This window comes from Mesorhizobium sanjuanii, from assembly GCF_002529485.1.
GTDB classification, from domain to species: domain Bacteria; phylum Pseudomonadota; class Alphaproteobacteria; order Rhizobiales; family Rhizobiaceae; genus Mesorhizobium; species Mesorhizobium sanjuanii.
This window is the reverse complement of record NZ_NWQG01000266.1, coordinates 1-12,400: the sequence shown is the minus strand read 5'-3', so window position 1 is coordinate 12,400 and position 12,400 is coordinate 1. Positions and strand designations below refer to the sequence as shown.

The 12,400-nt window shown below is 62.6% G+C and carries 12 protein-coding genes; 5 read left to right on the top strand and 7 right to left on the bottom strand.

The features are described 5' to 3' along the window. The first annotated feature begins 10 nt into the window (after positions 1–10). Together CN311_RS30275 and metF are read left to right on the top strand one after the other, a co-directional pair. Positions 11–1,033, top strand: a complete 1,023-nt coding sequence (locus CN311_RS30275; RefSeq protein WP_097577259.1) for an ArsR/SmtB family transcription factor — start codon at positions 11–13, stop codon at positions 1,031–1,033. Beyond that, the gene (gene metF / locus CN311_RS30270; protein ID WP_097577257.1) at positions 1,033–1,950 is read left to right on the top strand and encodes a methylenetetrahydrofolate reductase [NAD(P)H]; all 918 of its coding nucleotides are present in this window, start codon (positions 1,033–1,035) and stop codon (positions 1,948–1,950) included. The genes CN311_RS30275 and metF overlap by 1 nt, the downstream gene beginning before the upstream one ends. 438 nt (positions 1,951–2,388) lie before the next feature. On the opposite strand, the gene CN311_RS30265 is transcribed toward metF, so the two are convergent. Then, positions 2,389–3,327 carry a DMT family transporter gene (locus CN311_RS30265; protein ID WP_097577256.1) on the bottom strand — a complete coding sequence of 313 codons (939 nt, stop codon included), beginning with the start codon at positions 3,325–3,327 and terminating at the stop codon, positions 2,389–2,391. A 210-nt stretch (positions 3,328–3,537) separates the two neighbouring features. Between CN311_RS30265 and CN311_RS30260 the strand changes: the two genes are divergently transcribed. Beyond that, positions 3,538–4,758 (top strand): alanine racemase, encoded by a 1,221-nt coding sequence (locus CN311_RS30260; protein WP_097577255.1) that lies wholly within the window; start codon positions 3,538–3,540, stop codon positions 4,756–4,758. Positions 4,759–4,769: 11 nt separating this feature from the next. Here the strand turns inward: CN311_RS30260 and CN311_RS30255 are convergent, their stop codons facing one another. The 3 genes from CN311_RS30255 to CN311_RS30245 form a co-directional block, all read right to left on the bottom strand. Continuing rightward, on the bottom strand, positions 4,770–5,153 hold the full coding sequence (locus CN311_RS30255) for a hypothetical protein (RefSeq protein ID WP_097577254.1): 384 nt from the start codon (positions 5,151–5,153) through the stop codon (positions 4,770–4,772). A 45-nt stretch (positions 5,154–5,198) separates the two neighbouring features. Further along, a complete protein-coding gene (locus tag CN311_RS30250; protein ID WP_097577253.1) occupies positions 5,199–6,377 on the bottom strand; it encodes a lytic murein transglycosylase in 1,179 nt (392 codons plus the stop codon). 91 nt (positions 6,378–6,468) lie between these two features. Beyond that, positions 6,469–7,266: a glycoside hydrolase family 25 protein gene (locus tag CN311_RS30245; protein WP_097577252.1), complete on the bottom strand. Its 798-nt coding sequence runs from the start codon at positions 7,264–7,266 to the stop codon at positions 6,469–6,471. 297 nt (positions 7,267–7,563) lie between these two features. Here CN311_RS30245 and CN311_RS30240 point away from each other — a divergent pair, with 297 nt between their 5' ends. Together CN311_RS30240 and CN311_RS30235 are read left to right on the top strand one after the other, a co-directional pair. Continuing rightward, complete coding sequence (locus tag CN311_RS30240; RefSeq protein ID WP_097577251.1) at positions 7,564–8,943, top strand: serine hydrolase domain-containing protein; 1,380 nt, start codon at positions 7,564–7,566, stop codon at positions 8,941–8,943. A gap of 230 nt (positions 8,944–9,173) precedes the next feature. Further along, positions 9,174–9,689 carry a hypothetical protein gene (locus CN311_RS30235; RefSeq protein ID WP_245440993.1) on the top strand — a complete coding sequence of 172 codons (516 nt, stop codon included), beginning with the start codon at positions 9,174–9,176 and terminating at the stop codon, positions 9,687–9,689. 87 nt (positions 9,690–9,776) lie between these two features. Here CN311_RS30235 and CN311_RS30230 read toward each other — a convergent pair whose 3' ends face one another. The 3 genes from CN311_RS30230 to CN311_RS30220 all read right to left on the bottom strand — a co-directional run. Continuing rightward, on the bottom strand, positions 9,777–10,463 hold the full coding sequence (locus CN311_RS30230; protein ID WP_097577250.1) for a class I SAM-dependent methyltransferase: 687 nt from the start codon (positions 10,461–10,463) through the stop codon (positions 9,777–9,779). Next, positions 10,460–11,758 (bottom strand): BtaA family protein, encoded by a 1,299-nt coding sequence (locus CN311_RS30225; protein ID WP_097577249.1) that lies wholly within the window; start codon positions 11,756–11,758, stop codon positions 10,460–10,462. Before CN311_RS30225 ends, CN311_RS30230 begins: the two co-directional genes overlap by 4 nt. 33 nt (positions 11,759–11,791) lie before the next feature. After that, the coding region (locus CN311_RS30220) for a hydantoinase B/oxoprolinase family protein (RefSeq protein WP_208866605.1) at positions 11,792–12,400 on the bottom strand (609 nt) is incomplete at its 5' end.

Below are 12,400 nucleotides of genomic sequence, written 5' to 3'. Positions count from 1 at the left end.
GAATATGCCGATGCATGTCGCGCTCGACACGATGGTGGATACGTTGAAGGCGGCGGCCGAATCCAGCCGCTTGCGCATCCTGGCGCTGTTGTCGCGCGGCGATCTCACCGTTTCCGATCTCACGGAAATCCTCGGCCAGTCGCAGCCGCGCGTGTCGCGCCACCTGAAATTGCTGCTGGAGGCCGGACTGATCGGCCGTTACCAGGAGGGCTCATGGGCTTTCTTCCGGCTGTCGGATTCGGATGCGGCGCGCGATTTCGTGCTCAGGCTGGTCTCCGGCATCCGTGGCGCCGATCCGCAGGTCGAGCGCGATCTCGAACGGCTGGCTTCGGTCAAGCGCAAGCGGCAGGACCGCGCCGCCGAATATTTCTCCGTAAACGCCGCAAGCTGGGACCATATCCGCTCGCTGCATGTGCCCGACCGCGCCGTCGAGGCAGCCCTGCTGAAGCTCGTCGGCAAGCGGCCGTTCCAGTCGATGCTGGATCTTGGCACCGGTACCGGGCGGCTGCTGGAAATCTTCTCGCCGCTCTACCGGCGCGGCGTCGGCATCGACATGTCGCGCGAGATGCTGACGGTGGCGCGCGCCAATCTTGACAAGGCCGGCATTTCGAACGCGCAGGTGCGGCAGGGCGACATTTTCGCGCCGCCGGTCGAGCGCGATGCCTTCGATCTCGTCACCATCCACCAGGTGCTGCACTATCTCGACGATCCCGCCCGCGCCATCCGCGAGGCGGCGAGGCTGCTGCGCCCGGCCGGCCGGCTGGTGATCGTCGATTTCGCGCCGCACGCGCTGGAATTCCTGCGCGACCAGCATGCTCATGTGCGGCTGGGTTTCTCCGACCGGCAGATCGCGGACTGGTTTTCCGAGGCCGGGATCGACCTCGAGGACAGCCAGGAATTCGAACCGCGCGGCGGCAATGAGGCCAGGCTCACGGTGAAGCTGTGGCTGGGCCGCGATCGCCGCATGCTGATTGCCGATCCTTCCAACGACCGACAAGCGGTCAATGCATATCCAATAGGGGAAACCGCCTGATGAACCAGTTCCGCTTTTCCCGCCGTCCCGACATCGGCGACAAGATCAGGGTTTCGTTCGAGTTCTTCCCGCCGAAGAACGACGAGATGGAGGCAAGGCTATGGGACACCGTCACCCGGCTGGAGCCGCTCAGGCCGAAATTCGTCTCCGTCACCTATGGCGCCGGCGGTTCGACGCGCGAGCGCACGGCCCGCACGGTCAAGCGCATCCTCACCGAAACGGCGCTGACGCCGGCCGCGCACATGACCTGCGTCAACGCTGCGCGTCACGAGGTCGACGCGGTGGTCCAGGAATTCGCCGATATGGGGGTCAAGCGCTTCGTCGCCCTGCGCGGCGACCCGGCCGAGGGCGTCGGCGCGGCCTACCAGCCGCATCCGGATGGCTATGCCAATGGCGCCGAGCTGGTGGGAGCGCTGAAGGGGATTGGCGATTTCGACATCTCGGTCTCCGCCTATCCGGAAAAGCACCCGGAAAGCCCCGACTTTGCCACCGACTTCGACATGCTGAAGCGCAAGGCCGACAATGGCGCGACACGGGCGATCACCCAGTTCTTTTTCGACAATGATCTCTATGAGCGCTATGTCGAGAAGGCGCGGCGGGCTGGCATCTACATCCCGATCGTGCCGGGCATATTGCCGGTACATAATTTCACCCAGGTCGCCAATTTCTCATCGCGCTGCGGGGCGCTGGTGCCGGCATGGCTGGCCGAACGCTTCGACGGACTGCAGAACGATCCGCAGACGCATGCGCTGGTGGCTTCGGCGGTGGCGGCCGAGCAGGTGCTTGACCTCGTCGAGCGCGGCGTCGGCGATTTCCATTTCTACACGATGAATCGCGCCGATCTGGTCTTTGCCATCTGCCACATGATCGGCATCCGTTCGCATGAAGTGGAGGCGGCGGGTTCAGCGGCGGCATAAGCTCGCCGCCCTTGAGGAGAATGCAAAAAGGCCGGGTAAAAACCCGGCCTTTCCAACGATTTAGCTTATTAGTGCTGGTCTCTCCCCGCTTTGGCGGGTCTACGGAAGAAAGCCCATAATGAGGGCTCCGATGAAGGCAAACGCAGCACAAATCATCAGTGCGTTGATTGGCCTCGTGAGTCCCATTCCATAGCCTCCTCTTAAAGAGCTATGTCCGAGAGTCTAGGTTCATTTGTGCCACAGGCAAGCGGAAAATGTGCTGCAATGCGACGAGATTGTGGAATTTGCGACCCGCTCTTTGCCCTTAAGCCTTGAAACTCTTCGGCAAAATCCCGCTTAAGCCCTGTGAATAAAATGTGGCGAAGACTAGGCCATATTGAGGATGACAGGCCTGGATCGGCCCGAAATCAGAATTGATTTTCGGGCCGGGGCGACCATTCATGATGTTGGAGCAGCTCCAATTCGACGCGCGGTAAACAGGCGCCCGTCGATGGTGACGAGGCCGAAGGCGATCAGCGCCATGCCTCCGAGCTCGAACAATTCGAGCCGTTCGCCGAGGAACAGGAAGCCGAGCAGGATGGCGCTGGCCGGCACGATCAGCGTGACCAGCGAGGCGTTGGTGGCGCCGGCCGAGGCGACGAGGTTGAAATAGAGGATGTAGGCGAAGGCGGTCGACAGCAACGCCAGCGCCAGCACCGCCGCCCAGACCGGCGGCGAGGCAGAAAACAGGCCGGTCGGGCCGTAAGCGACGAGCACGACCGGGATCATGATGATGGTCGAGGCGGTCAATTGCCCGGTGGCGATGACCGGCGAAGGCACGCCCTTGAAGCGGCGGGCGATCATCAGGGCGACCGCGTAGGACAGCGATGCGCCGATCAGCGCGAATTTCGCCCAGGCCGGGCCGCCCAGACCGGCAAGCAGGCCGGGGCCGATCATGACAGCAGTGCCGGCGATGCCGAGCGCGATGCCGGCAAGCTTGTTCCAGGATAGTTTTTCGTCTGATGTCAGGGCGTTGGCAAGGATCAGCGTCCAGAACGGCGTCGTCGAATTGAGCACCGAGGCGACGCCGGCGCCAAGTTCGGTCTGGCCGGCGAAAATCAGCGAGAAGGGGATGACATTGTTGGCAAGCGCCAGCAGGAAGAACAGGCCGGCATGCGGCAAGGCGAGACGGAAGGAAGGACCGCGCAGGGTGAGATAGAGCTGCAGCGCCATCGCTGCGATGGCGACGCGAAACAGCACCAGCACCAGGGGGGGAAGCTCGGCAACCGCAATACGGGCAAAGAAGAACGAGCCGCCCCAGATGGCCCCGAGCAGCAGAAGCTGCCCCCAGTCCTTCAGCACCATGGGCCCGCGTGTCGTGTTGGCAGCTATCGCCATGTGATTGTCCTCCCCAGACGACTCTGCGAACCAGCCAGGCATCTGTTGCAGCCATAGCGGTTCCGGCGACAAGAGCCACCCGAAACCTGATCGGTGGACTAGCCCTCGTCTGGCGTAGCGCCGCAGCGCCAGGGGCGCGAGACACAGAATTGTTTTCATTCACGCATAGCTTGGATTAATTGTGCGCAGCCTCAGTCAAGGGATTCGTCCATGCAGCGATTCGAAAATGCGCGCGAAGCGGCGCTGGCGCTTCGCCCGGACGATCCGGTCTATTGCTTTCGCCCGCAGGTGCTGAAGGCCGACGCCAGGCAATTCATGGGGATGTTTCCCGGCAAGACCGCCTATGCGGTCAAGACCAATGGCGAGCAGATCGTGCTGAAGGCGCTGGTCGAAGCCGGCGTTACTGCCTTCGATGTCGCCTCGCCCGGCGAGTTCGCCGCCGTGCGCGCGGTCTCGCCCGATGCCGAAATGCTCTATATGCATCCGGTCAAGGCGCAGTCGGACATCAAGCTGGCGCTGGAGAAATACGCCATCCGCGTCATTTCGCTCGACCATGAGGACGAGATCACCAAGCTGACGCGTGTGGTGCGGGCGCTCGACATCGACCCCGGCGCCATCACCGTCTTCGTGCGCATCCAGACCAAAGGATCGGCGGCTTATGAGCTGTCGAAGAAATTCGGCGCCGGGCCGGCTTACGCGGTGGAGCTCGCCGAGCGGCTCAACCGGACGGGCTACAAGGTCGGCCTGTGCTTTCATGTCGGCAGCCAGATCGAGGATCCAGACACTTATGAGCGGGCGCTGGCCTCGGCAGACTGGGTGCGCAACCGGCTGACCTTCGATGTGGCGGGGCTCGATGTCGGTGGCGGCTTTCCAGCCGAATACGGCCATGATCCCAACCGCAAGCAGATCGAGATGCCGTCGCTCGGCCAGATCATGTCGCGGCTTTCCGGCGACCTGAAAGAGTATCAGTTCGACCAGATGCCGCTGGTGGCGGAGCCGGGCCGGGTGATCGTGGCGCGCTGCCTGTCGCTGATCGTTCGCGTGCTGCTGCGCAAGGGCAAGCGGCTTTACATCAATGACGGCATCTGGGCGTCGCTGTCGGATTCATGGACCGGCAAGATCACGTTGCCGGCGCGCTTCATCCCCGATCCCGCGATCCGCTCGCGCAATGGCGCGGAGAAGAACATCGTGCCGTTCAAGGTCTGCGGCGCGACCTGCGATTCCGTCGACATCCTATCGCGGCCATTCTGGCTGCCGGAAACCGTCGACACCGGCGACTGGATCGAGATCGGCCATATCGGCGCCTATTCGCTGTCGCTGAGGACCCGCTTCAACGGCTTTTATCCCGACACATTCGTCGAGGTGGCGACCCCGTTCGACGAGGGCGACGCGCCGCAAGGGTTTGCGAGTCTGGAGACAATGGCGGACTGAAGCAAAGAACTCTACCAGCCGATCATCTTCACGAAATTATCGAATTTCTCGATGCCGAGCCGGGCCGGATATCGCCTGACGAACTCAGCAGGCTGGAAGGGTTTTGACAGGTAATTGAAGTTCAAACTCGCGTCGTGCGGATTGTAGTCAATTCGCAGGTTCTCGCGATTGAATTCGATGGGATCGTTGATGCTGACGATCAATGTGTGCATCGAAGTGAATGCATGGAACCTGTTTTCCGCATATGCGGACCTGATGTGGCGAATGAGATCGACCATAGGCTGTTGGTGGAATGCATTTTTGGTCAGCGAGACGTAGAAACCCTCCAAATCATTCCACGGCTGCGACGCAGCCAGACTGGGTGTGTAGGTGTTCTTGGGGTCGTAAAGGGACATCCACAATGTCTGGTGCCAACAGGAATTGAGTATCATACCTGCAATCTAAAGTTTCGCCAGCAACTCCGGTGTCGGCCAGCCATCGACGGGCAGGCCAAGCCGCTTCTGTTCCTTGCGGATCGCCTCGCGGGTGTTGGTGCCCAGAATGCCGTCGACCGTGCCCACGTCATAGCCTTTGGCCTCGAGCTTGGTCTGCAGTTCTTTCATCTGGTCGCCAATGAGGCCGGGTTCGGGATTGCGCGGATCGATTTGCGGGGCGCCCGCCAGCCTCGCGGCGAGATTGGCCGCGGTCAGTGCGTAGGTGAAGGACTGGTTCCACTCAAGGTAGACGTCGAAATTGTCGTAGGCGAGGAAGGCCGGTCCCTTGCGGCCCATCGGCAGCGCCAGGCCTGCCTTCAGGCCATTGTCGACAAGCGGCGTGCCGTCGGGATTGGTGACGCCCCATTCTGCCCATTGCGTCAGCGGCAGCTTGTTGGTGCGCCCCGTCTGGTCCCACGGCATGTCGTCGGGCACGCGGACTTCCTCGATCCAGGGCTGATCGCGTTTCCAGCCGCGCGACATGATCTTGCTGGCCGTGGTCATGATGACATCGGGCGCGCTGCCGCGCAGGTCGACCACCTCGTCGCCGTCGCCATCGACGCCGCGGGTCAGATAGTCGGAAGGCAGCATCTGCGTCTGGCCGATCTCGCCTGCCCAGGCGCCGGTGACGTCGGCCGGCAGGACGCCGCGGTCGATCAGCGTCAGCAGCGGCACGATCTGCGGCCGGAACAGTTGCGGGCGGCGGCAGTCGTGCGAGAGCGTCACCAGCGCATTCAGCGTGTGGAAATTGCCCTGCACGGCGCCGAAATCGGTTTCCAGCGCCCAGAAGGCGGCGATGACCGGCGCCTGGACGCCGAATTCGCGATCGGCCCGGGCAAAGACATCGGCATATTTCTTCAGATTGACCGCGCCTTGCTTCAGCCGGTGGGACGAGATCATGCGGTTGGAGAATTCGAGGAAGGTCTGGGTGAACACGCCTTGGGAGCGGTCGCGCGCCAGCACCTTGTCATCGATGGTGGCTTTCTCCAGCGCATCGAGGCCAGCACCGCCGACACCGGCCGCCCTGGCTTCCGCCGCCACACCCTGCTTCCAGGCCTCGAAATCGCCGCCGCATTGCTGTGCCGCCGCCGGCAAGGTCGAAGCGGTCAGCAACAGCGCCGCGAGAATTTCAAAGCGCAATCGCATTGCGATCCTTTCGAGACAAGGGCGGTCTTCCAAGACGGGCGTCGCGGAAATCCGCTATCGGCTGTGTCGAAAGCAGGCGGCAGGCCCGGTGTCAACGGGTGTTCTGCCGCAGCCATTTGTTCCACGCGGCTTCCGAGCCGTTGAAGACATTGATGTCGGCCTTGCCCGGGATGCCTGGCACGATGCCGGTTCCTGTATACTGCCAGAAGGTGAAGGGGTGGCTGCCGTATCTCTCGCGCGGGTGGCCAGCCACCGAACGCAGCCAGTAGGGATAGCCGCGGAAGGTCGACAAATTGTTGTCGTCGAAGAAATCGATCGAAGTGTAGATGATCGGCTTCTTGCCGTAATGCTTCTCGACGATATCCAGGAAAACGCTCATCTCGCTGCGCACCGTCGCAGCGTCGGGTCGCAGCTTGCAGGTCGGCGACTGGGGGTTCCATTCCATGTCGAGAACAGGCGGCAGCGCTGACCGGTCTCTGGGTACGTTTCGGATGAACCAGCGCGCTTGCGTGGCGGCAGGCGTGCAAAAATAGTAGAAATGATAGGCCGCGCGCGGAATTCCAGCTGCTTTCGTGCGGCTCCAATGCTCGTCAAAAAAGTTATCGAAGCGATCGCCACCTTCGGTCGCCTTGATGAAAACGAAGGAGATGCCGCTGGCCCTGGCCGCCGGCCAGTCGACCGAGGTCTGATATTTGGAGACGTCGGTGCCGTGGACGGCGTAGTTCCATGGCGCGCCGCTGTCCCATTCATGCGGATCGGAGTCGGCGAAACGGGGAGCCCGTACCGCAACCGTCGGACTGGAGCCCGACGGCGCCAACGGTGCCAGATCGTCGACGGTCGAGCAGGCGCCAAGCAACGCAAGCATGATGAGGACCGCAAAACGGCGCATCACTACTCCCAAGCCGGTTTCAGCCGGCCGCTGATGGGTCGCTTCTGCAGGTGCCCCCTCGTTCTGGCCCCTGCCGGGCGCTCACCCCATGGGATCGCCCGGTATCCTTGTCTTGCTGCATGTCGTTATCCCTAAAACCGCTGGGCACTTTTGGGCGACATGCATCAGTGATCGCCGATCATGGTTGATAACAGGTTGACGGCGCTCGACAAGAACAGAGATTTTGCCGAAGCAATGGCGGCAAATCGATGACATAAATCGAGCACGAAATCCAAGCGGCGGGATCGGGACGGAAAAATGCGGATCGTTGCAAAGATCGTCAAGTGGCTGCTGGGGCTGGCTGCGTTGGCGGTCGTCGCACTCGCTGCCTGGCTCTATTTCGCGCCGCCTGAACTGATCCGCGTCGGCTCGGGCTATTCGGCCAAGATCGTGTGCTCGAATGTCTTCATCGCCGGACGCGATGCGAATGACGTACTTGCCGTCGATGTACAGGCGCCGGGCCACCCGCTGCTGAGGTTGATGCGGGTGTCGGTCGACAAGGAGAAGGGCACTGTTTCGGCCGGGCTGTTCGGTGTGTTTGGCAAGAGCGTCGCGGTCGTTCGCGACGGGCTCGGCTGTGCTTCGGTTCCGGACGGCGACATCGCCGCTGCCAAGACCATCACCGGGGCGGTGCTGACGCCCGCGCCGCCGCCTGACACGCTGTGGCCGGAAGGCGACCGGGTCGACGCCTCGCAGAATCCCGAAATCGCTGATATCCTCGACGATGCGGCGCTGACCGGCACCGGCATGCGCGCCGTGGTGGTGGTCAAGAACGGCCGCATCGTTGCCGAACGCTATGGCGACGGCTTTTCGCAGAAGACGCCGCTGCTCGGCTGGTCGATGACCAAGACGGTAAACGCCGCGATCGTCGGCACGGTGGTGAAGGACGGCAAGCTGGCGATGACCAACCAGGGCCTGTTCGGCCCCTGGAAAGCCGATGGCCGGGCCGCCATCAGCCTGGCCGACATGATGGCGATGTCGAGCGGGCTCGAATTCAACGAGGATTATGGCGACGTCGCCGATGTGACGCGCATGCTCTATCTCGAGCCTGACATGGCGGGCTTTGCCGAATCCAAGCCGCTGACCGGCGACGTCGGCAAGGTGTTCTCCTATTCGAGCGGGACGGCGGTGATGCTGTCCCGGCTCTGGCAGGATGCGATCGGCGACAAGGACAAGGCGCTGGCATGGCCGAGGGTCGCCCTGTTCAATCCGCTCGGCATGCAGAGCGCGGTGCTCGAGGCCGACGAGCACGGCACCTTCGTCGGTTCGTCCTATCTCTACGCCACGGCGCGCGACTGGGCGCGCTTCGGCCAGTTCCTGCTGCGGGACGGCGTCTGGAACGGCAAGGAGGTCCTGCCGGCCGGTTTCGTCGGCTGGATGCGGGAAGCCACACCCGCCTCGAAAGTCTACGGCAAGGGCCAGTTGTGGATCGAAGGTCCGGGCGACGAGGAAAGCCCCGGCGCCGGCGTTGCCGCCGGCCTGCCTCAGGATGCGTACTGGATGGAGGGGCATGACGGGCAGACGATCGCCATCATTCCTTCCGAGAAGCTGGTGGTGGTGCGGCTTGGCCTGACACCGGCCAAGCTCGGCTACCGGCCGCAGACGATGGTGGCGGCGCTGGTGAAGGCGCTGCATTAAAGGAATGCGGCGGTCACAGTCTTGTCTATGCCGCCAAAGGCTTGGCACATTATAGCAATTTTCCCCAAGCCCTGGACGCCGCAACGCTGCAAGTTGTGGCGGCAATGTTCCGGCGCCGACACGGGCTTCCGTCGCAAAATTCTTCAAGGCGGCGCTTGCGGCAGGCGGGCGCGACAATGGGCTTGGCGGGGCTGCACTGTTTATTCGTCTACTTGGAAACGAAAGGCAGGATGACGATGACGATTTCTCCGTTTCTCACCGCTCTCGGATCCGAAGGTCCCCCAGCCGACCGAGCCAAAGGCATGGACCTTTATGGATGGCTAATTGGAAGCTGGAAACTGGACTCGGTCCACTACCTCGACGACGGCACAATCCAGAAATGGGATGGAGAATGCCATTTTGGCTGGGTGCTTGAAGGCCGCGCGATTCAGGACGTTTGGATCAGGCCTAGGCGCCCTGCGCCGTCCACGATGTATGGCACGACTTTGCGCATCTTCGATCCTGGGATTGATGGCTGGCGCATCATATGGAACGACCCGCTTAACCAGGATCACTCGCGCCAGATCGGGCGGGCCGAGGGTAAGGACATTGTCCAGCTCGGCAATGACTCGCGCGGTCTGAAAACTCGGTGGCGTTTCACTGAGATCACTGCCAGCAGCTTCCATTGGATCGGCGAGGAAAGATCTTCCGAGAGCGACCCTTGGCAAATCACCTATGAACATTTAGCCCGCCGAACAAAACCCTGAAGCTAGCTGCTTAGCTGATTTCAGCTGCGGCCTCATTGAGAAATGGGAGCACTCCAGCTGTCCAACGGCAAATTCAAAACATCGAGACTAGATGGCGATCTTGATCACGGCGAGCCAGGTGTAGCCGCGATAAAGCGTTCTGAACCGAAGGCTGGCACCAACTCTGGCGGATTCCGATTCCAGGACGTCGCGCAGGGCTTCACGCGGCTCGACATGGAATTTTGCCAGCCAGCCGCGCAGCAGCGTGCGGAACCAGTGCGGCAGGGCCTCCTGCTGGCCGAAATCGACGACATGCAGCGAGCCATCGGGTGAAAGGGCGGCGAGTGCGGCCGACACGGTCTTTTCCCAGCCGGGGATCATCGATAGCGAATAGGATACGAAGATGCGGTCGAAGGTGGCCAGGCCGAACAGCGTCTTCGCATCGAAATCGGTGGCATCGCCCCGCGCCAGCGCAACCCGGCCGGACAAGCCTTCGCGGGTCATGGCGGCGCTGGCCGTCTCCAGCATTTCGGCCGAAATATCGAGGCCGTAGAAGCGGGCGGCGGGATAGCGGCGGGCGGCAAGCACGATGTTGCGGCCGGTGCCGCAGCCGAGTTCGAGTACGGTGCCGCCTGGCGGCACGTCCAGTCCCGATATCAGTCGGTCGCGGCCGAGCAGGTAATATTTGCGGGTCAGGTCGTAGAAATGGCGCTGCCAGCGGTAGACGCCGTCCATCAGGTCGGCATGGCTGGCCGGCGGTTCGGCGTGCTTGGCCGGCAGCTCGCTCGTGCTCATGCGGCCCGCTTCACATAGAGGTGGAAGCCGCCATAGATGGCCGAACGGTCGCGGGCCGAGAACTCGCGCGAGGCCTCGTCCTCATAGCTCCACTGGTCGAGCAATGAATTCGAAACCCGGCCGGGCAGCAGGCTGGGTTCGGCGGCGGTGCGGAAGATGACGCGGGCGCCAGTCGATGCGGTGCGGGTGATCTCGGCCCACAACGCATTGAGTTGGTCGTCGGTCATCCAGTCCTGCGCGTCGAGCAGCACGAAGCGGTCGACCGAGCCGGCATCCTTGGCGGCGAGGAATTCGATCAGGTTGGCGTGGTGGATGGCGACGCGATCGACATTGTTGCGGATCGTCTTGTAGTTGCGCTTTTCGAGATAGGCGGGGAGCGCGGCTTCTCCCGGGTTTGGATAGCGGCGCGCAAAAGCCTGCCAGGCGAAGTAATTGGTCTGCAACGGAAAATCGCAGGCGAGCTTTTCCAGCCTGGCTTTCAGGACGCTGGCCATGGTGCCGTCGCCCGAGGTGATCAGCGAATCGTACTGGGCCGGCGGAATGCCGAGGCCGAACAGCGAGGCCTTTCGCGATGTGGCCCATTTCAGCAACGGTTTTTCGAAGACGGGCGCCAGTTCCTCATTGAAGAAGCGCCGCTGGTCGGCGATGGTTTTCGCTTTCATGATGCCGGCCGGATCGACGCCGAAGAATCTGCCAACGCGATGGCCCATGGCGATGAACAGGCCGAGCAGGCCGGTCTGGTAGAAATTGCGGTCGAAGACGGCGATGCGGCGACGGCCACGCCAGTTGCGGCGCTCCCAATAATGGCGACTGACCGGATCGAGATGCGGGGCGATGAAGCGGTCGTAGGCTTCCGAATTGTGGCTGGTGTCGGCGGCGCCGAAGAAGCGGAACAGGTCGCCCTGCGAGGGCAGATGGCGCACCGCTTCCAGCTTCATTCGGTTCAGCGCGATATGGGCGGCGTTGAGATCGACGGCGTCGATCCGTTCGGGCGAGCGGGTGAGATAGGCCAGGATGTTGCAGCCGCCGGACGCAATGGTGACGATGCGATGGCCCTGGCCAAGCTGCATGGCCTCCATGTCGACATCGGGGTCTTCCCAGATCTGCGGATAGACAAGGCCGGAAAACAGCAAGGCAAACAGCCGTTCGGAAACACCGGCCTTTGACAGGGGACGGTTCTGGTAGACGGCTTTTCCAACTTCCTTGCCACGTCGAAAAACGAGTTCCCCGGAAAGATCCGTCATGGCAAGGCGATTCCCCATTTGCGTTGGCGCAAGCGGGTAGCGCAGCGTCATGACAAGCCGGTGACAGTCTTGTTGATGCCCGGCTCAGGCCTTGCCAAAACCACCCGGCGTCGGTGTTGTGAGGATGACGGCCTCGCCGGCGTCGAGCACGGTCTGGTCGCAGGCTTTCAGCACCTCGATCGCACCATTGTTGCGGCGGACCTTGGTCGAGCCGACCTCGCCGTCGCCGCCGCCGTCCAGCCCTTGCGGCGGGCGGTTGCGATGCGAGGACAGGATGGCGCATTCCATCTTTTCGAGGAAGCGGATGGTGCGTTTGGTGCCGTCGCCGGCGCTCCATCTGCCCTTGCCGCCAGAACCTTCGCGGATGTGGAAATCCTCGAGCAGCACGGGAAAACGCAGTTCCAGCACTTCCGGGTCGGTGAGGCGCGAATTGGTCATGTGGGTGTGCACACCCGAGGTGCCGGCAAAGCCGCGGCCGGAATTCATCCGTCCGGCCGGCGAGCCCGAGCAGATCGTCTCGTAATACTGGTAACGCCTGTTGCCGAAGGTGAGGTTGTTCATCGTGCCCTGCGCATTGGCCATGGCGCCCATGGCGCCGAACAGTGCGTTGGTGACATGCTGCGAGGTCTCGACATTGCCGGCGACGACGGCGGCGGGGTAGGCGGGCTTCAGCATGCAGCCATCGGGGATGAC

Excerpts from the sequence above, each read along its gene's own strand:
- CN311_RS30275 (WP_097577259.1), top strand. The coding sequence starts at position 11 with ATGCATGTCGCGCTCGACACGATGGTGGATACGTTGAAGGCGGCGGCC.
- metF (WP_097577257.1), top strand. The coding sequence starts at position 1,033 with ATGAACCAGTTCCGCTTTTCCCGCCGTCCCGACATCGGCGACAAGATC.
- CN311_RS30265 (WP_097577256.1), bottom strand. The coding sequence starts at position 3,327 with ATGGCGATAGCTGCCAACACGACACGCGGGCCCATGGTGCTGAAGGAC.
- CN311_RS30260 (WP_097577255.1), top strand. The coding sequence starts at position 3,538 with ATGCAGCGATTCGAAAATGCGCGCGAAGCGGCGCTGGCGCTTCGCCCG.
- CN311_RS30255 (WP_097577254.1), bottom strand. The coding sequence starts at position 5,153 with ATGTCCCTTTACGACCCCAAGAACACCTACACACCCAGTCTGGCTGCG.
- CN311_RS30250 (WP_097577253.1), bottom strand. The coding sequence starts at position 6,377 with ATGCGATTGCGCTTTGAAATTCTCGCGGCGCTGTTGCTGACCGCTTCG.
- CN311_RS30245 (WP_097577252.1), bottom strand. The coding sequence starts at position 7,266 with ATGCGCCGTTTTGCGGTCCTCATCATGCTTGCGTTGCTTGGCGCCTGC.
- CN311_RS30240 (WP_097577251.1), top strand. The coding sequence starts at position 7,564 with ATGCGGATCGTTGCAAAGATCGTCAAGTGGCTGCTGGGGCTGGCTGCG.
- CN311_RS30235 (WP_245440993.1), top strand. The coding sequence starts at position 9,174 with ATGACGATGACGATTTCTCCGTTTCTCACCGCTCTCGGATCCGAAGGT.
- CN311_RS30230 (WP_097577250.1), bottom strand. The coding sequence starts at position 10,463 with ATGAGCACGAGCGAGCTGCCGGCCAAGCACGCCGAACCGCCGGCCAGC.
- CN311_RS30225 (WP_097577249.1), bottom strand. The coding sequence starts at position 11,758 with ATGACGCTGCGCTACCCGCTTGCGCCAACGCAAATGGGGAATCGCCTT.